The organism is Psychrobacillus sp. AK 1817 (assembly GCF_008807035.1).
Taxonomy (GTDB): domain Bacteria; phylum Bacillota; class Bacilli; order Bacillales_A; family Planococcaceae; genus Psychrobacillus; species Psychrobacillus faecigallinarum.
Window position 1 is genome coordinate 401,203 of record NZ_CP031739.1, and the last position, 18,459, is coordinate 419,661.

General features: G+C 34.9%; 18 protein-coding genes, 1 pseudogene and 1 other annotated feature (1 of these 20 only partly in view). Of the genes and pseudogenes, 18 read left to right on the forward strand and 1 reads right to left on the reverse strand.

Features of this window, described 5'->3' with window-relative positions; translation table 11 throughout:
• The first annotated feature begins 61 nt into the window (after positions 1 to 61).
• From D0S48_RS02075 to wecB, 13 genes and pseudogenes are all read left to right on the forward strand, one after another.
• Positions 62 to 592, forward strand: coding sequence for a PadR family transcriptional regulator (locus tag D0S48_RS02075; protein ID WP_151109754.1), 531 nt, complete (start codon positions 62 to 64; stop codon positions 590 to 592).
• 558 nt (positions 593 to 1,150) lie between these two features.
• On the forward strand, positions 1,151 to 1,768 hold the full coding sequence (locus D0S48_RS02080; protein ID WP_144536314.1) for an NUDIX hydrolase: 618 nt from the start codon (positions 1,151 to 1,153) through the stop codon (positions 1,766 to 1,768).
• 21 nt (positions 1,769 to 1,789) lie between these two features.
• Positions 1,790 to 1,975, forward strand: coding sequence for a histidine phosphatase family protein (locus D0S48_RS21065; protein ID WP_255475379.1), 186 nt, complete (start codon positions 1,790 to 1,792; stop codon positions 1,973 to 1,975).
• A 20-nt stretch (positions 1,976 to 1,995) separates the two neighbouring features.
• A complete protein-coding gene (locus D0S48_RS21070) occupies positions 1,996 to 2,337 on the forward strand; it encodes a histidine phosphatase family protein (RefSeq protein ID WP_255475389.1) in 342 nt (113 codons plus the stop codon).
• Positions 2,324 to 2,746, forward strand: a complete 423-nt coding sequence (locus D0S48_RS02090) for an NUDIX domain-containing protein (RefSeq protein ID WP_144536319.1) — start codon at positions 2,324 to 2,326, stop codon at positions 2,744 to 2,746. The genes D0S48_RS21070 and D0S48_RS02090 overlap by 14 nt, the downstream gene beginning before the upstream one ends.
• Positions 2,747 to 2,887: 141 nt before the next feature.
• Positions 2,888 to 3,919, forward strand: coding sequence for an LCP family protein (locus D0S48_RS02095; RefSeq protein ID WP_225321668.1), 1,032 nt, complete (start codon positions 2,888 to 2,890; stop codon positions 3,917 to 3,919).
• Positions 3,920 to 4,046: 127 nt separating this feature from the next.
• Positions 4,047 to 4,628 carry a TetR/AcrR family transcriptional regulator gene (locus D0S48_RS02100; protein WP_151109756.1) on the forward strand — a complete coding sequence of 194 codons (582 nt, stop codon included), beginning with the start codon at positions 4,047 to 4,049 and terminating at the stop codon, positions 4,626 to 4,628.
• A 22-nt stretch (positions 4,629 to 4,650) separates the two neighbouring features.
• On the forward strand, positions 4,651 to 5,853 hold the full coding sequence (locus D0S48_RS02105; RefSeq protein ID WP_151109758.1) for an MFS transporter: 1,203 nt from the start codon (positions 4,651 to 4,653) through the stop codon (positions 5,851 to 5,853).
• Positions 5,854 to 6,262: 409 nt separating this feature from the next.
• A pseudogene (locus D0S48_RS02110) lies at positions 6,263 to 6,837 on the forward strand (recombinase family protein).
• Positions 6,838 to 6,900: 63 nt separating this feature from the next.
• Positions 6,901 to 7,863, forward strand: coding sequence for a helix-turn-helix transcriptional regulator (locus D0S48_RS02115; RefSeq protein ID WP_151109760.1), 963 nt, complete (start codon positions 6,901 to 6,903; stop codon positions 7,861 to 7,863).
• Between the two features lie 74 nt (positions 7,864 to 7,937).
• Positions 7,938 to 8,570: a type 1 glutamine amidotransferase family protein gene (locus D0S48_RS02120; RefSeq protein ID WP_151109762.1), complete on the forward strand. Its 633-nt coding sequence runs from the start codon at positions 7,938 to 7,940 to the stop codon at positions 8,568 to 8,570.
• Between the two features lie 246 nt (positions 8,571 to 8,816).
• Positions 8,817 to 10,442, forward strand: a complete 1,626-nt coding sequence (locus tag D0S48_RS02125) for a glycosyltransferase family 2 protein (RefSeq protein WP_151109764.1) — start codon at positions 8,817 to 8,819, stop codon at positions 10,440 to 10,442.
• Entirely contained in the window at positions 10,439 to 11,557 is a 1,119-nt protein-coding gene (gene wecB, locus D0S48_RS02130) for a non-hydrolyzing UDP-N-acetylglucosamine 2-epimerase (protein ID WP_151109766.1), read from the forward strand. The genes D0S48_RS02125 and wecB overlap by 4 nt, the downstream gene beginning before the upstream one ends.
• Before the next feature lie 152 nt (positions 11,558 to 11,709).
• Here the strand turns inward: wecB and D0S48_RS02135 are convergent, their stop codons facing one another.
• Positions 11,710 to 11,922: a hypothetical protein gene (locus D0S48_RS02135; protein WP_225216013.1), complete on the reverse strand. Its 213-nt coding sequence runs from the start codon at positions 11,920 to 11,922 to the stop codon at positions 11,710 to 11,712.
• Between the two features lie 254 nt (positions 11,923 to 12,176).
• On the opposite strand from D0S48_RS02135, the gene D0S48_RS02140 reads away from it, so the two are divergent.
• The 5 genes from D0S48_RS02140 to D0S48_RS02160 all read left to right on the forward strand — a co-directional run bounded on the left by D0S48_RS02140 (position 12,177) and on the right by D0S48_RS02160 (position 18,223).
• Positions 12,177 to 13,223: an ArsR/SmtB family transcription factor gene (locus tag D0S48_RS02140; RefSeq protein ID WP_151109770.1), complete on the forward strand. Its 1,047-nt coding sequence runs from the start codon at positions 12,177 to 12,179 to the stop codon at positions 13,221 to 13,223.
• Positions 13,220 to 14,440: an MFS transporter gene (locus D0S48_RS02145; protein ID WP_151109772.1), complete on the forward strand. Its 1,221-nt coding sequence runs from the start codon at positions 13,220 to 13,222 to the stop codon at positions 14,438 to 14,440. Before D0S48_RS02140 ends, D0S48_RS02145 begins: the two co-directional genes overlap by 4 nt.
• A gap of 51 nt (positions 14,441 to 14,491) precedes the next feature.
• Positions 14,492 to 14,842, forward strand: a complete 351-nt coding sequence (locus D0S48_RS02150) for a hypothetical protein (RefSeq protein ID WP_186318063.1) — start codon at positions 14,492 to 14,494, stop codon at positions 14,840 to 14,842.
• Between the two features lie 245 nt (positions 14,843 to 15,087).
• A complete protein-coding gene (locus D0S48_RS02155) occupies positions 15,088 to 15,843 on the forward strand; it encodes a class I SAM-dependent methyltransferase (protein ID WP_151109774.1) in 756 nt (251 codons plus the stop codon).
• Between the two features lie 358 nt (positions 15,844 to 16,201).
• Entirely contained in the window at positions 16,202 to 18,223 is a 2,022-nt protein-coding gene (locus D0S48_RS02160; RefSeq protein WP_151109776.1) for a right-handed parallel beta-helix repeat-containing protein, read from the forward strand.
• Between the two features lie 139 nt (positions 18,224 to 18,362).
• Positions 18,363 to 18,459: a binding site (T-box leader), on the forward strand; it runs 122 nt beyond the window's last position.

Sequence of the window (18,459 nt, forward strand, 5' to 3'; positions counted from 1 at the left end):
GACAATCGTCTTGTGCTATAATAATACTCAATATTGATTATTTATAATTGAGGAGAACTTTATGACAAGATTGATGGTATTAGGCCTACTAAAATTGAAGCCGATGAGTGGTTATGAAATTCAACAAACACTTCAAACAAGTGAAGCGGATCGTTGGGCAGGAATCTTAGCTGGTTCTATCTATCACGCTCTTAAGAAAATGGAAAAGGAGCAACTAGTAGAGCTAGAAGCAGTAAAGAATATTGGGAACAGAAGTAAAGCCATCTATAGAATCACTGAACATGGTAAAAAGGAATTTCAAACATTGCTAAAAGAAACATTGCAGGAACAATCTGTTAACCTGCCAAGTAATCTATACACAGCATTAAGCTTTATACAAGACCTTCCAAAAGATGATGTTTTAGAAGCTCTCTATAATCAAAAATTACAAATTGAAACAGATTTAGAACAGCAAAAAAGAGGTATTCAAGTTAAGAAAGAACATATGAAAGCCGATGAAGTTACAGAACTTATTTTTCACAATATGTACAGTCAATACGAACTACAAATACAGCTTCTCGACGATTTAATTAAAATCTATGAAAAAAGATGAATCTTGTTCCACAATCTAGGTTTTTCAATTCATTAGTCAGATTCAAGTCCAAGTGGAGAGCTTTTTCAATTGGCAACGCCTTTGTGACCGACATCCTCTTGGCCTGAAGCACCAGAACTGAACGTAGAGAGGGAGAAGTCTGAGGCCGTGTCGGTGGTTAGCATAGAGCTTGAAAACGATTTATTTGAGTTTATAAAGTGTGAATTGCTTGATAATAGTTTAATAGTTTTTTCCACTTGATAGCTGCCGTGACATACAAATGTCGGCAGCTTTTAATTTTTTTCTATCTTTATTCGAGCCATAATGATATATTTAATGTGAATTTTTAGACTTTTAAGTTTAATGCTTCATTGATTATTATCAGTTAGCACTTACAAAGTAAAACTGCCAGAGTCAGTGTCTTCCCTAAAAAAGTGTATGTAACTCCACAGCTAAATAAATTATTCTCTATTGGATCATACAGAGGCAAGGTGCAAAGTCAGACAAAGCATCTATTTATCTTTTTAAAAGTAATAGACAATAATTTAAAATGTCTCTAATACATAGGAGTGTTATGAAATGAGCCAAAAATGGTTGGAATGGGCAAAGAGGATTCAAGCTTTATCACAATCTGGATTAGCCTTTTCTAAGGATATATACGATATCGAACGATACGAGGAATTAAGAGCTATAAGTGCTGAAATTATAGCGGGACATACAGGAATAGAATTTCAAAAGGTACAGGATTTATTTACTAATGAAACAGGTTATCAAACTCCCAAAGTAGACGTCCGTGGAGTAGTTTTCAAGGATAACAAGATTCTCATGGTTTGTGAGAGTATTGACAACAAATGGTCCTTACCAGGTGGTTTTTGCGATATTGGGTTATCTGCATCTGAAAATATTGTAAAAGAAATAAAAGAGGAATCCGGGTATGAGGTAAAACCTATTAAATTGCTTGCATTATTGGACAAAAATAAGCATCCTCATCCACCAGAAGCATATCATTATTATAAAATATTTATCCGCTGCGAAATAATTGGAGGGACACCAGCAAGCGGTGTCGAGACAAGTAATGTTCAATTTTTCTCTCCTACTAATTTACCGCCACTTTCTACTAACAGAAACACAGAATCACAAATAATCACTATGTTTGAATACCTGCACAATCCGGATAAAGATACGATATACGATTAAACAAATATGGAGGCATTCCGAATGATTTATGTAGTGCGTCACGGAGAGACAGATTTAAATAAAGAAGGCAGATTACAAGGACGCATGGGTCTACCTTTAAACGAGAAAGGTAAACAGCAAGCAAGAGAAATGAAAGAAATGTTAAAAACTGTACAATTTGATCTAGTTTTTTCTTCTCCCAAGAACGAGCAGTTCAAACTGCTGTAATTATAACAAATTTAGAACCTATAGTAGATTCTAGGTTAGACGTTTTTGACTTAGGAGAGGCAGATCAATCAAAAAAAGAAGAAGTAAAACTAAAAGGTGCAATACCTGATCCAACTATATACAAAGGCGTGGAGGATATAAAATCCTATGTTGGGCGTATATTTGATTTCATGGTGCAGCTTGAAGAGCAATATAAAAGTAATAGTGGAAATATACTTATAACCGGTCATCGTTGTACTACAGGATGTATAGGGGCCTACTTCAAAGGAATACCTGAAGATAAAAATATCTTATGTTATTCCTCAAACAACGGAGAATTTAAAATATACACATTTAAGGAGGAGTTAAATGTTCATCGTTAATGTGGAGGGCGCTATATACAAAGAGGGAAAGTGGCTCTTAGTGAAACGAAGCGAGAAGGAAGAACATGCTGCTGGAAGTTTGGCATTTGTGGGTGGCACAGTAGATCAAGAGGGTGATGCAATTGACATATTTGAAAGAACGTTGCACCGAGAGATCAAAGAAGAGGTAGGTATTGAAGTTACAAACCTTCAATATGTAAACAGTTCTTCCTTTATATCAGATACTGGAAAATCTGTTGTTGATATTGTCTTTGTCTGTGACCATTCATTTGGTGAACCATACGTCAAATGCAGAGAAGAAGTGGATGAAATAGTTTGGCTGACGACTGAGCAAATATTAAGTAGTGATGAATTCCCTGATTATTTCAAGAGAAATATTACTCTAGCAGACCAATTTAAAAATACATGAAAAAGTAAAATAGTCTCATGAATAAAACCTAAAAGTCTTTATAAACTTGTAATTAAAAATATAAATGGTATAATTTAGAAAAATAATTATAAGATAATTTCAAGAAAAACATATATTAGACTTAAGGGAGAAAAGAACAAGATGAAAAATTCTCGAAGTCGAGTGAATAGAAAGACTTTTAAAAGAAAGAAAGTTATTTATACTATAACGATTAGTTCTATTTTACTGATGTCTGCAGTCATTTTCTTTGCCATCAATTTATCGTGGGAGGCAAAGCATGCGAATAATAAAATATTTGCGCCATTGATTAAGGACCTTGAAGAAGACACAAGTACGAAAGAAGTAAAATCTAAGTCTCCGTTTTCAATACTTTTAGCTGGCATTGAGCATGGAGAAAATGAAAAGTATGGTCGATCAGATATGCTAATTGTTGCAACAGTCAATCCAACTACCAACAAAATGTCAATGGTTAGCATACCTAGAGACACTTTAGTTTATATAGAAGGATTAGATAAAGAAGACAAAATAAACCATGCTTATTCAAATGGTGGTATCAATTGGACAACTGATACAATAGAAAACATGTTAGGGATACCTATTGACTATTACGTATCGACAGATTTTCAGGGTTTCCAGGATATAGTTGATACTTTGGGAGGGGTCGAAGTCGACGTTCCTTTTACCTTTAAAATTCAACTCGCTAATTTTGAGTGGAAGACCTATACAGAGGGACCTATGTTTTTAGAGGGAGACGAGGCTCTAGCATATGTACGTATGCGTAAAAAAGATCCAGAGGGTGATAAAGGACGAAATGAAAGACAGAAGCAAGTCATCCAATCACTTTTAAGCGAAATGACCAATGTGAGTATGATTACTAAAATAGATGATTTAATCAAGGATGTTGGAGAAAATGTCAAAACCAATATTCCTTCCTCAGACTATATAAAGCTAGCTAAAATGTATCAGCAGATAAAAGGAACGCCCATTGAACACTTACAGTTAGATGGTACAGGTAAAACCATATACAATAAAGAGGCTGGCCATGATCTCTGGTATTTTATAGCAGATGAAAACTCTATAAACGAAGTAAGCAAAAAGCTTAAAACTAACTTAGAGGATATTACTTATAAGGCGAATTCAGATGAAGTAAAGGACTTAACAATAGGTAACTAAAGTGCATCAGGATTATATCCTGATGCTTTTTTGTGGAATTTTTTAATACTTTGATCTAATTAACTTGCTTCCATGATTAAATTTTGTTAATATAACTGACGAACGTTCGTTAAAAGGAGTGAGAGATGTGAAAAGCCAAGAGCTCAAAGAATCAGCTCTTAAATATTTTACAATTCACGGCTATGAAGGTGCTTCGCTTTCCCAAATCGCTGAAGATGTGGGTATGAAAAAACAGTCTATTTATGCACACTATAAAGGTAAGGATGACCTTTTTCTTCAGGTTTTAAGAGATGCCAAGCAAACTGAATTGGATACTAAGTTAGAGTACTTTCGTCCATTAAACTCTAAGGATCCCCAGAATGATTTGTATGGATTCCTGCAAATGGTCATTAATCTTTTTCAAAAAGATGAGCATTTAAAGTTTTGGTTACGTATGTCATTTTTCCCACCTGCTCACTTAGCGAAGGAAATTGAAGAGGATGTACTTGATATAGAGAAACAAGTGCAAGCTATGTTAGAAGACAAATTTAAACAATGGATGGATGAAAATTTGGTTATTGGTGAGTCCGCGTTAATATTGACTTATGCATTTCTAAGCATGGTAGATTCAATGATGCTTGAACTGGTATATGTCAATGAAGAAAAACGTTTACACGAGAGGCTAAATGCCTCGTGGAAAGTATTTTGGCGAGGCATATCTATTCATTGATAGTAAAGAAAGAAGTGTATATATGAATAAATCTATAAAAGAACAAAAATCAGTAATTATTATCTTATTAAGTAATATTTTCATCGCGTTTTTAGGAATAGGACTCATTATTCCTGTGATGCCATCGTTTATGAATATCATGCATTTGTCCGGAAGCACAATGGGTTATTTAGTAGCAGTGTTTGCTGTCGCTCAACTGATCACATCTCCATTTGCTGGCCGCTGGGTAGACCAATTTGGTCGTAAAAAAATGATTACCATCGGTTTACTATTATTTAGTGTTTCCGAGCTTATTTTTGGGGCGGGTACAAACGTCTGGGTACTATACCTTTCAAGAGTATTAGGAGGCGTTAGTGCTGCATTTATTATGCCGGGTGTTACAGCATATATTGCTGATATTACGACGATTCAGGAGAGACCTAAAGCAATGGGCTATATTTCAGCAGCCATTAGCACAGGTTTTATCATAGGGCCAGGGATTGGCGGATTTATAGCAGAATTTGGGGTTAGATTGCCATTCTACTTTGCAGCAGGAATAGCATTTATCGCCTGTATTTCCTCTTTGTTTATACTGAAAGAACCACTTTCAAAAGAAGAATTAGCGGAAATATCAGCTAACAGTAAACAAACCAATTTTGTAGGCGATTTAAAAAAATCACTAAAACCAATGTACTTTATAGCTTTCATTATTATATTTGTTTTAGCCTTTGGTCTATCTGCATACGAAACGGTTTTTAGCCTATTCTCTGATCATAAGTTTGGTTTTACACCAAAGGACATCGCTGTCATTATTACCATAAGTTCCATATTTGGAGTAGTAGTACAAGTATTTATGTTTGGAAAGTTAGTAGACCTTTTAGGCGAAAAAAAACTAATTCAAATTTGCCTAATTGTAGGAGTGATTTTGGCATTCATTTCTACGGTCATTTCTAGCTTTATAATAGTCCTTATAGTAACGAGCTTTATATTTCTTGCATTCGATTTACTCCGTCCAGCACTCACAACATTTTTATCCAGAGCAGGCGGAAAAGAACAAGGATTTGTTGCGGGCATGAACTCAACATATACGAGTTTAGGAAATATTATTGGACCTGCACTAGGTGGTATCTTGTTTGATGTTAACATCAATTTTCCATACATTTTCGCGGGTATAATCATGGCAGTCGGCCTAGGGATTACATTTATGTGGAAAGAACAACAATTCAAAGATAGTTTTCTTAGTTAACGATAAGTATAGTTCTAATAAGAAAAACACAATTTAGCATCTTTTCCTGTAATGAAGGTGAACACTACATTACAAAAGAAAAGATGCTCTTTTTAATTCATTAATTAGCATAATTGTAGCGGCAGGCGGCGACAACGGCGGGATTGTGAGCCAAATGAACCCAAATGTAGTAGGTTCCTAGCACCCACTCATCTTCAGGAATTTGCATAAGAGCCCGTCAATGTTCCGGTGTAAGAAATTCTCTACCTCTCGGAATTTTCATAAAGTATCATCTCATTTCTGTAATTATTCAGTTAATTAATTTAATTAAATAACAATAGAGTGTACTCTATTGATACAAGTGTCGGAGACAGATAAAATCATAGTTAAGAGTGTCTCATAAGACTTGTCTCAAAAACGAGGTGATATTTTGCGAAAAATCGGTTATATACGTGTCAGTTCAACTTGCCTGAATCCTTCAAGGCAATTTCAGCAACTGAACGTAATCGCAAGGGATATTATTTTTGAAGAAAAAATTTCCGGAGCAACAAAAGATCGTGAGCAACTTCAAAAAATGTTAGAGGATATACAAGAAGGTGACATCATTTATGTTCGGATTTAACTCGGATTACTCGTATTAAACAAGATTTATTTGAATTAATCGATAACATACGAAGTAAAAAGGCAATTTTAAAATCCTTAAAAGATACTTGGCTAGATTTATCAGAAAATAATCCCTACAGTCAATTCTTAATTACTGTTATGACGGGTGTAAACCAATTGGAACGTCATCTTATCCGTATACGGCACCATGTAGAGACTGAACTGGCTAAGAAAGAAGGAAAGTTTAAAGGTCGGTTAAAGAAGTACCATAAAAACCATGCAGGAATGAATTATGCAGTAAAGCTTTATAAAGAGGGAGAAATGACTGTAAATCAAATTTGTGAAATCACAAATGTATCTAGGATCTCATTATATAGAAAGCTATCGGAAAGGAAATTTTGATGAGATATACCAAAGAGCGGAAATATAGAATAGAAAATAAGTTCCATATAGAGGTGGGAATATATGCCTAAAATTGACAATCTGTTAGCGATTCTATGGATGCTTCGTTCAGGTGAAAAAATTACTGCAAAACAAATTTCAGAAAAGTTAGAGATGAATATAAGGACTGTGTATCGTTATATTGATACAATTTCAACGAGTGGCGTACCTATAATTTCAGAACCAGGACATAACGGTGGATACACTTTATTGAACAATTTTATTGAGGCACCTCTTTTTTTTGATTTTGAAGAGCAAACTTCACTATTTCACGCTGCTGTTTTTGCAGAAGAAGCCGGATATTATGGAGGTGAAGCACTAAATAGGGCCATTACAAAACTAAGTAAATACTCAAATCAAGAGCAGGAAACAAAGATAAACCAACATTTAACTAGTCTTGAAGTAATAAGTCGATTAAGTTCACTCTCTATGGAACCTTTTTTGAAGGAGTTGGAGCAGGCTGTAACTGACGGGTACTCAGTAAAAATTCTTTACCATAAAAGTGGCGAAAAGCAATTAAATTATAGATTGGTCGATCCGTACAGAATTATCTATTGGAATAATAAGTGGTATGTGATTGGCTTTTGTCATCTTAGGAATGATATCCGTAGTTTTAGAGTAAATCGAATTGAAAGTCTAATGCTAGCCGCAAAAAAGTTTAACCGACCAGAAAATTTTTCAGCACGTGACTTTTTTATGAAAAATCTCCTTCCTACTATAGAAGATAAGGAAGGGATTACTTCTTTAGTTATTAATGGAAATGAAAGTACGCTGAATGATGTTTGCCAACATTGGTTTTTAGGACATTATTTACATGAACGAAATTCAAATCAAGCAGTTTTCCTTCTTGAAAGAGATATAGTACATACATATATACCTCATTTACTTTTACCGTACGGTAAATCTATTCAAATTATAGAGCCAATAAGTCTAAAAAAAAGACTTATTGAAGTTCTGTCGGAATTAATAAAATTTCATCAAGTATGATAACTTCCCTGACGCTAGCTGTCAGGGAAGTTATATTATAATTAGTATATAAATGTGATTGGGAGTGTTATTCGATGCAAACAAAAAAAGTTTATCTATATGTATTTAACACAATGTCAGACTGGGAATATGGGTATTTAATTGCCGAACTAAACACAGGAAGATATTTCAAAAAAGATATAGTACCTTTAAAAGTAGTAACAGTAGGAGCTAATAACGAAATGATTACCACGATGGGGGGACTTAGTATAAAACCAGATATTTCCCTTGATGAGTGTACTCTTGAGAGTAAAGATCTTTTAGTTTTGCCTGGAGGGACTACTTGGGGAGAAGTTATTCATCAACCAATCATGAAAAAAATTGGCGAAGCCTTAAAGCTCGGCACTATTGTCGCTGCAATTTGTGGTGCAACTGAGGCTCTTGCGAATATGGGATACTTAGATTCTAGAAAACACACAAGCAATGACTTACAGTATATTAAAATGGTCTGCCCTAATTATAAAGGAGAAAAATATTATGAGATGAGACCTGCGGTATCTGGTGAGAATTTGGTTACTGCATCAGGGGTTGCACCTCTGGAATTTACGATAGAAGTATTAAAAAAATTAGATGTATTTGCACCAGATACATTACATTCCTGGTATAACCTAAATAAGACTCATAAACCTGAATACTTCTTCCAGTTAATGAATTCAATAAATAGATGAGCTAAAAAAATCAACTTAGCAGATTTATATAAGTTAAATAAAAACCATGCTTTAGACAATGTCAAAGCATGGTTTTTAGTATTGAAAATTCCTTAACGTTGTAAATCCGCATTTTCCTGATGGTACCCCTAGCGAAGTATTCCCATTAATTATTCACTAGATAAAAGCCGTGTTCTCTTAGAAAGGGTTTCATATACTACTTAACCGATGTGAAATTCGGTATAAATAATAGGAAGTAGTGAATATATGTTCTTTAAAAATAAAAAGCACTTTTGGTTACCAAGTAAGCCTAAAGATAAGCAAAGTCATTTAAAAACAAGTACAAAGCAAAATAATATCGAACGTATACCAAATAAGGTAGGTATTGTAATGCCTGTTTACAATCAAGAAAAACAATATTTGATTGAATGTGTACATGCTATTGAACAACAAACCTATAAAAATTTTTCACTTGTGATTGTAATTGATGGTGCAAATGAGGAAACCGTTAAAACCGTTTATGAATTATCCAGTTACTTAACTTGCGACTTCATCATAATCGATAGGAAGATAAACAAAGGAATTGCCTACTCATTAAATGAAGGATTTGACAAACTCAAAGATTGTTCCTATTTAACTTGGATCTCCAGTGACAATAGACAAGCTCCCAATTTCCTAGAAAAGTTAGTTGAAACTATGAACACTTCACCATCAAATACTGCTCTCGTTTACTCCATGTATAGTCCAATTGATGAAAATGGAATGCCGCATCCTTCCACTCCATATTTTTACCCAGCTCTATACAAGATGATGAATCGTTCAAAAGAAGAGATCATGATGGTCAGTTTCATCGGTGCATCTTTTCTTTATACAAGAGAGGCTTTTGAAAAGACTGGTGGCTATGATTCTAAATACGACTTAGTATCTGATTATGAATTTTGGATTAGATTAATGAAACAAGGAGAATTTGTTTTTATACCTGAACCCTTAATGGAATATCGCTTAAACGGCAAACACTCATTAACAACTCTTACTCCTCCTGAGGAACTATATCTTAACAGCATGTCTGCTAGCTTAGAACACCGAACGAAAAATGGAGACATACCTAAGGTTTCAGTAATAATTACTGCTCACAATCATGGGAACTTTATAAAAAAATGCTTACAAAGTGTTTTTGATCAAACTTTTAAAAACTTTCATGTAATAGTTGTAGACGTTGGCTCTACTGATAATACCTTAGAAGAGATATATAGTTTACATGATACCCGTACTATCCCTATTCATATTAAGCAACGGACTAAAGCAGATGCATTAAATATTGCTTTAGACTATGTGTTGGGTGAATATGTCCTTGAACTTGATGGTGATGACTGGATAGAACCCATTACTTTGGAGGTCATGATTAGTGAAATGGATAATTTATCCTCTAAAGTAGGGATGGTTTTTGCAAATAGAAGGCTCTGGTATGAGGAAAACGGCGTTTTAGTCGAGGGGGACATTTATAAAGGCTCACCATTAAAAGATAAATATAAAATTCTAGAGAGTTTTCAGACTCACTGCCCTAGAATGTATCGGTATTCTGCACTAAAAGAGCTAAGCGGATGGATGACTACTTTACGAGGAGAACCACTAATTGCTGAAGACTTCATGATGTTTTTACGAGTCGCAGAACGCTTCAAAGTTCACTGGATTGATCAAACCTTATATAATCAGCGCAGACATAATAAAAATATAACAATTATTCAGAAGGAAAATTTAAATAAACAGTTTCGTATGGTAGTTGATGAAATGCTTATCCGTTGGGGAGATTCCTATAAAGCAAATTTTGAAGAAAGTGATGGCTATATTACTAAAATAAAGCTTGAAAAACGGAGAAAAGGAGACAGACAATGAAAGTGATGATTATATTCGGTACAAGACCTGAAGGAATCAAATTCGCGCCTATTATTAAAGAGCTTCAAACGAATAATAAATTTGAAACTGTTTTGGTTAACACCGGGCAACATATAGAAATGCTCGACCAAGTTTTATCCTTATTCTCCATAAAACCCGAATACGAACTAAAGCTTATGAAAACAAATCAAAAGCTAGAGGAATTATCCGCAGAACTAATACAAAAACTAGGTGAGGTTTTGGATAAAGAAAAACCTGATCTTGTTTTTGTTCTAGGAGACACTGCGACTACATTTGCAGGAGCATATACATCGTTTTTAAAACGTATCTCGGTAGCACATGTGGAAGCAGGTCTACGCACACACAATATTTCTTCTCCTTTTCCCGAAGAAATGTACCGACGAATCGTAACTAAGTTAAGTGATTATCACTTTGCACCAACTGAAAAAAACAAAGAGAATTTATTAGCTGAAGGAATTCCACAAGAAAGAATTATAATAACAGGGAATTCAGTAATAGATGCTCTTTATGACATTACAAATAGACCATATGTCTTTCCTGATCATCTGCAAAAAATATTTGATAGAGGAAAGAGAATTCTATTAGTTACTACTCATCGACGTGAAAATTTTATAAAGCTAAAAGGAATATACGAAGCTCTTACCAGTCTAGTAGAAGAGTTTGAGGATATTGAAATTATTTTCCCGGTGCACCCGAACCCTAATGTCAGAAAAGAGGTTAAAGATCATTTTCTAGCAAGTACTAAGAGTTCCACTATTCATATTATCGAGCCGCTAGACTATGAATGTTTTGCACATGTTATGAAGAAATCCTATCTAGTAATCACAGATTCAGGAGGTATACAGGAAGAAGCTCCAGCATTAGATATACCCGTTTTAGTTATAAGGGAAAGTACAGAACGTACGGAAGGAGTAAAGGCAGGAACTTTAAAATTAGTTGGAACTGAGAAAGACGATATTTTACAAGCAACTCGAATGTTACTCAATAATCCACAAGCATATGAAAACATGGCTCAAGCTAATAATCCATATGGAGATGGTACCACTTCCGAACAAATCTCATCCTATCTTGATAAAATTGCAAAAAAGATATGAGCATCTGAACTCATATCTTTTTTAAATCGGCTATATTAAAGTGACAGGTTAATTTATAATTTTAAAAAATGAGTTGGAGATACATTTTCCAGCTCATTATTGTTTTGATTTGCTTTTTTATTAAAGCACTTGTTAGTTTAAATAAGAACTTTTTATATTTTATCTTCTTTTATCCATGTCCAAATTCGGTAACTTCCGAATACTGATACTAAAAAAAGTAAAATCATAAATATAACGTAAATGGATAATCTATTGATTTCTTGTAACCCTTCCCTGTTAGCCACTGTCCAAATGGATAAACCAAATAGCATCAAGTAACAAAATACATTAGGAATAATCCATGCGATTCTCTTTTTGTATTTCAAAAATATTCCCCCTCAAACTATATATGAATAACAGTATGAATAGATTCCAAATAAGCCGTTAGTTTAAGTGTACCATTACACAAACAATACCTCCTCATGAAAAACAACCTTTGTCGTTAACAGAGCCTTTATGTCCAACCTATAAACTCTAACCACCTAAGATAGAAGATTGTCCATTTTTATTAATATTCTATTGATTCTAAAAATATAGAATGTTATATTCTAAATAAATAGAATTATAAGGAGAGAAATGCATGGATGTTTTAAATCTTTCAAGTAAAGAAAGAGAAACTTATGAAGTAGAGATTAACTATTCAATATTATGGGAATCTGCCTTAGGTATTGCAGCAATTACTAATACACGTCTATTAAACACTCTAGAAAAGCAAGCATCTTTTTGGGATTCCATTAAAAGTAGTTTGTCAGCGGGAATACTAAAAGAGTTAAATTATGTTGAAGAAAATAATACTTGGAAAGCTTTGCTTTTACTTTTACATGTGAAGGATTTTAAGAGTCTTAAGGAATTTACTTCTTATATAGATGAGTTATCTGCAGAGGAACTAAGGTTGACTTGTATGCCATACTTAGGAATAAAACATCAATACCTAAGACAAAGTGCTTCATTGGGTGATTTGACTTCTTTACAAAAAATGAAGGAAATTGCTAAAGATAATCCATTTTACCCTGCTTATATTGATTTTGTCTGCCAAGTAGATGCAGATAAGCTTAAACAGCATTTGACTAAAATAATGAGCGTTTGGGTTGAAGAGGTTATAACAATTGATAAGCAGAAAGAGATTACTAAAATACTTCAGGCAGATTATGAATCAAAGAGTAAGATGAAAGAAACTTTAAATAGTTTTGAATTAGTGGAATGGGCTACAGGCGGAGTTACTTACCATCCGGAGCCGAGCGTCACAAAGGTATTATTAATTCCTCAGTACATCTATAGACCATGGAATATAGAAGCGGATTTAGAAGGTACAAAAGTATTTTATTATCCTGTGGCAAATGAAAGTATTACACCAGAGGACCCATATACACCCAATCATTCACTAGTTCTCAAATATAAGGCGCTGGGTGATGAGGTTAGATTACGAATGGTAAAAATGCTTTACGAAAATGACCATACATTACAGGAAATTACAGACCACTTAAACCTTGGGAAATCAACTGTTCATCATCATTTAAAAATATTAAGGTCAGCGAGAATTGTTGCAATAAAAGATAATAAATACACTTTAAAAAGAAAGCCTTTAGATTCCATTTATATGGAACTAAATTCCTTTCTAAATCAATGAAACAGAGTGTTGTTTTTCATAATAAGAGCTTTTTAGTACTATGGATAGGAAATATCATTTCGGAACTAGGAGGAGTCCTAGGTACACTATGTAACTCATTTTTAATCTATCAGCTAACCAATTCTACTTTAGCGCTTAGTAGTATGTGGCTTCTATATTTTATACCATCATTGATTCTTCAATTATTTATTGGCCCATTCATTGATCGTTGGAGCAGAAAATGGATCATGATTCTATCACAGTGGGCTAGGGGAATAATTTTTATTCTTCCATTAATAGCTCTTGCTTCAAATCAATTAGAAGTATGGCATATTTATTTAGTACAAATAGTTGTCGGATTAATCACACCGATCTATACACCAGCCAATCAAGCTATTACACCTACGATTGTTCCTGAAGAGCTTTTGACTTCAGCGAATGCATACAATGACGGTGCTATAAGATTAATGACATTTATAGTTCCTTTCGTTGGAGGTATGATCATTGAGTTTCTAGGGTTAATCCCCTCGTTATTAGTAGTATGCTTAACGCTACTTACTAGTGGTATTCTCTTATTGTCTTTACAGGAAAAAAGGAATGCATTTACTGTGAGGAAAACGTGGCTAGAGCAATTTACAGAAGGGATTTTATATTTTTTTAAGCAGCGTATAATAGTTTGGCTAGGGATTTTTTTAGCATTTGTGCAATTTGGTGTAGGAGTAACAATGGTTATTACTTTGCCTTATATTACAGATGAGCTTTCTGGCTCCTACACTCAAGTCGGATATTTTATGGCTAGCTTCCCACTAGGTTATGTGATTGGCACTATGTTGGTTGGAAAAGTAAAGGCTAAAAGCCGTAGAATGTTAATGCTAGGCTCCTTAGCTGTAGGCGGGCTAACATTTATCTTTCTTTGCTTCAATACAAGTATTGTCCTTGCTCTCTTAACGGAGGGGATAGCAGGAATTGCGTTGGCCTTCTTTGGAGTACATAATATCACCATTTTTCAAAAATCAGTTCCAAATGAATTGATGGGTAAAGTTGCTTCCGTCCGATTGCTTATTATTAGAGGCGCAATGCCAGTAGGTGTATTAGTGGGAGGACTTTTAAGTGAGACATGGGGGATACGGCCCTTATATTTCTTCATCGGTTCAATTATTTGTACGGTATCCATAATAGGCCTGACTTTTCCTTATTTTAAATTCTTAAACAATTCTTCGGGAATTGAAGGGAATTAGCTTCTATTGATTGAATACTTTATATAAGAGCATATATAGGAGGTATCTATTTTGAACAAATTTTACCTGGTACTCTTTTTAATATTTCTTTTAATGGGCTGCTCCGAAAATGGAAATCCTACCCCTAGAGAGTTGCTGGGCGAAGAGGATGTTGATATTTTCCTAATGAACGAAGTCGTTTATGCGAAAGCTAGTGATATTGATTGGGTCACTGAGTCTGAATATACAATTGGAGAGGAAGTTGCTGAAATTAGTAAGCAACAGAACCGTGCAATAGGATTCAACAATGGAACAGCCAATATACTACCGGTCGGCACCAAAATATACGAGACAGGTCAGGGATTTGTTATTGCAATTGTAGGGGAAAAAGAGGTGCCTTATATTGCTTTACTTGAAGGGTGAGAAATGTTAATTTACTGTCAGTTTCAAATAAAATTCAATTGATTCATTAAAAAAAACGGTTAATTTTTCAAATAAATTTATTAGGTAAACAAATACTTTAAAGGATGTGAACTAAGTGATTAGAAGCAAACGAGATAAATACTCGGTGCATTTTTGATGGATAGCAGCATGCAACCGAGTACTAATGCTATCACCTAGGCTGCACTATCTTATTTGTACTAACTAAGAATAGGAGCTTATCATAGATGAATATAGAAACTCTGAAAAAAGATTGGAAGATGGAAGAAATAGAAAGCTTTAAAGGGTGGGATTTTTCTCATTTGGAAGGTCGGTGGAAGGAACAAGCTACACCGTGGGATTATCGGAAAATCATCGATAAATATCTTTCTCCAGAGAACGTACTTCTGGATATGGGAACAGGTGGCGGTGAATTTCTGATAACATTAGGCCATCCCTTCGAACGGACTTCTGTTACAGAGGGATGGGAACCAAATGTGAATTTGTGTAAAGAAAAATTGGAACCTCTCGGAATTTGCGTTAAGCAGGTATTCAATGACTCTGAACTTCCCTTTGAGGATAATGTTTTTGATATTATTATTAATCGACATGAATCCTATGACGTAAATGAAATACGGAGAATCCTGAAAAAGGGAGGCATCTTTATAACCCAACAGGTTGGAGGTAAGAACAACGAGTGGCTGTCCAATGCATTAATAAATAACTTTCAGCCCCTATATCCTAGCTTAAATCTAGAGAATGAAACTAAAAGATTTACTTCTGAAGGCTTTGCTATTTTATATGAGGATGAGTATTTTCCATCTTTAAAGTTTTTGGATGTAGGTGCAATTGTTTACTACGCTAAAATTATAGAATGGGAATTTCCTGGGTTTACGGTCGATTCATGCCTTGAACGTCTAATAGAACTTGAAAAAGTGATGCAGCTTCAAGGATATGTAGAAAGCTATGAACATCGATTTATATTAGTTGCTCGTAAAAGCTGAATGGTAACTTATTATACTGAACGGTCATAAATTTTTTTATCCGGTCATAAATCCTACTTGAACGGTCATAAAAATTCCTATCCGGTCATAAAACTCGATTGAACGGTCATAACGACCAAATCTTCTTTGACAAATAGGAAATTAAGCATAGTATGGACTGGTCTTTTTAACTGAAATACAGATTCTACTAACAATTGTAAAGGAAAATACCCTCTACTTATCGAATTAGTAATTACTAATCCTGATAGTAGGGGGTTATTCGTTATTTAGCACACAAAAAGGGGGGAGATACGAAAGAAGATGTATATATAAACAGCCGGTTGATCTTAGAACAATAATTTAAAGGGGAGATATAAAAATGACCAATTATACACCCAAGAAAAAATATTATATTCCAACTAACATTGAGGACAAACTTTCAAAGGACTTCGTTCAGGGAATCACGCGTAATTTTGAAATGTTAGATGAGATGGAAGGTGGAACAGCTAAGACGATTAAGGCCGATACAACTGGACGTACACGGATTCAAGAATTAATTCAAATTGCTTTTGATCATGCTAGGGATGGGGATACCTTGATCCTTCCACCGGGCCGTTATTGGCTTGAGAAAAACACCAAACTGGATGATTTTCCAAACAATGACCAACCATGCTTGCTACTTAGGGGGAAAAAAAGAATTCATTTGGTTGGTTACGGTGCTGTGTTATTTACTAGAACACATGCCCAAGGGATCTTAGAGCTACAACAATGTGAAAATTGTATAATCGAAGGCATTAAGTTTGAGGGGTATGGGGAGTTTCCAGGAATAGACCCAGTGACTGGATATGGAGAAAAAGGGACCAAAGCTGGAGGCTATCCAACTTCAGGCTTTTGGAATTATAGAAAAAACAATAGCTTTGATACGAGTGAGCGCGCCAGAAATGATGGGAAGCCGTTTGGCATATTTGGTGGTGGATTTATAGGAAACGTAGGTAGTGGTGTTTTAGTACATCGAGGTTGCAAAAATATTATCTTTAGATCATGTGAGAGCAGTGGCTTTAACTTTTCCGGATTTGCGGTTGGACATCTAGGGGACTATTTGCCAACAGACTTAGAATACGAAAACAATGCCGACATTACCTTCGTAGAGTGTAATGCACACGACAATTACTCTAGCAATTTTGTGTTCTCAGCTGTTGAAAGACCTCGAGTGCTCAACTGTATAAGCGATCGGGCTGGACACCCGAATGCCTCGAAGCTCCATACTTACGTTGATCCAGGCTACGGTATAAATGCACTTGGAACAATGTTTCCTAAAGCAAATGATCTTTTAGTTTCTGGATGTACTTTAAGAGGAAACAAGCGGAAAGCTATTGATGGTCATGCTGCAGGCGGTTTAATCGCAACAGACAATTTAATATCAGACTCGATGGTCGGTGGTGTTTTCTATAAATGGACAAATGGAGACCAGTTTACAAAAGACTGCATCATAGTAAACAATAAAATCGAGGATTGTGGCTATGCCAAAAACCCTCTAGGAGCCATTTATATTGGCGGTGTTCAGCGAGAGTCAAAAGAAAATCAAGAAATGAACACTATCATATCTAACAATCATATAAAAAATTGCTTTGGCACAGAGGGTGTGATCTTTGCAGGAGCATTCGATCGTCTCATAATTGAGGGAAATATCATTCATGGAATACCAGTGGAGTTAGATACCACTAACACTATTTTTGAGCCATATGTCATATATGCAGGATATTCCATAGCTTCTCAGCCGAACTTTGCCGGCAATATTTCTAATAATGTAATAGATGTTAACCACCCAAGAATTGCAGGTGGAATATTAGTTAGAAATTTACAGGACGGTACTGTTCAGGGCAACACAATCAAAACCGTTAACTCTCTGACTTTATATGGCTTGAGATTATGGAACTGTAAAGAGGTTGGAGCAGTCGGCAACACAATAAAAATGGGCACAGAAGGTTTGCCTTTAGATGCAGAAACAACTGGAGTAGTTGCACACAACACCTTGGTTGGTGGAAATGCTGCATTTCAGCCTCTACAGGGTCAAGCCATTATATTTACTATAGAAGCAAATAAAGGAAATGGAAATGTTCGTTTTAAAAATGGACAATCATATGTGTCGATAATCGAGAGCCATGAAATGGGACTGGAGGTCAAACTTCAGAATATTTCGTCAGGCATTATACCTACGGTGAAAGTATCTCAAACAGGACAAAAAGGACTTCTAGGAGCTGAGCATTCAATCGACTATATTTACAGTTGTCAAGAATCTCATAAAAATGTCTTTATTGTTCTAAAGCCTTCAAAAGAATTAAGTCACATGCCTTTTTCAAGTATGACTAATGGTGGTCTTGAAATTGAAATCATGATTTAGTGATTAAAATGCTTAAAAATAATTTGACAATTTAAAGTATTCCTATTATCATAGACAATAACTTTTATGTTCGGGTATAGGTTGAAGACATTGAGAGCAATGTCGCCTTGAGAACAGACGAGCCGAGATGAGATAGCTGAGAAATTGTTTAAATAAGAGAAGTAGCATTAGTTCTGCAATTTAGAGAGTCAGTGGTTGGTGAGAACTGATTTGCAACTGATGTGAATGGACTTATG

What these genes read in the sequence shown, in the direction of transcription:
- D0S48_RS02090 (WP_144536319.1), top strand. Translation starts at nt 2,324, where the DNA reads ATGTTCATCGTTAATGTGGAGGGCGCTATATACAAAGAGGGAAAGTGG.
- D0S48_RS02105 (WP_151109758.1), top strand. Translation starts at nt 4,651, where the DNA reads ATGAATAAATCTATAAAAGAACAAAAATCAGTAATTATTATCTTATTA.
- wecB (WP_151109766.1), top strand. Translation starts at nt 10,439, where the DNA reads ATGAAAGTGATGATTATATTCGGTACAAGACCTGAAGGAATCAAATTC.
- D0S48_RS02075 (WP_151109754.1), top strand. Translation starts at nt 62, where the DNA reads ATGACAAGATTGATGGTATTAGGCCTACTAAAATTGAAGCCGATGAGT.
- D0S48_RS02145 (WP_151109772.1), top strand. Translation starts at nt 13,220, where the DNA reads ATGAAACAGAGTGTTGTTTTTCATAATAAGAGCTTTTTAGTACTATGG.
- D0S48_RS02160 (WP_151109776.1), top strand. Translation starts at nt 16,202, where the DNA reads ATGACCAATTATACACCCAAGAAAAAATATTATATTCCAACTAACATT.
- D0S48_RS02140 (WP_151109770.1), top strand. Translation starts at nt 12,177, where the DNA reads ATGGATGTTTTAAATCTTTCAAGTAAAGAAAGAGAAACTTATGAAGTA.
- D0S48_RS02115 (WP_151109760.1), top strand. Translation starts at nt 6,901, where the DNA reads ATGCCTAAAATTGACAATCTGTTAGCGATTCTATGGATGCTTCGTTCA.
- D0S48_RS02120 (WP_151109762.1), top strand. Translation starts at nt 7,938, where the DNA reads ATGCAAACAAAAAAAGTTTATCTATATGTATTTAACACAATGTCAGAC.
- D0S48_RS02155 (WP_151109774.1), top strand. Translation starts at nt 15,088, where the DNA reads ATGAATATAGAAACTCTGAAAAAAGATTGGAAGATGGAAGAAATAGAA.
- D0S48_RS02095 (WP_225321668.1), top strand. Translation starts at nt 2,888, where the DNA reads ATGAAAAATTCTCGAAGTCGAGTGAATAGAAAGACTTTTAAAAGAAAG.
- D0S48_RS02080 (WP_144536314.1), top strand. Translation starts at nt 1,151, where the DNA reads ATGAGCCAAAAATGGTTGGAATGGGCAAAGAGGATTCAAGCTTTATCA.
- D0S48_RS21065 (WP_255475379.1), top strand. Translation starts at nt 1,790, where the DNA reads ATGATTTATGTAGTGCGTCACGGAGAGACAGATTTAAATAAAGAAGGC.
- D0S48_RS02125 (WP_151109764.1), top strand. Translation starts at nt 8,817, where the DNA reads ATGTTCTTTAAAAATAAAAAGCACTTTTGGTTACCAAGTAAGCCTAAA.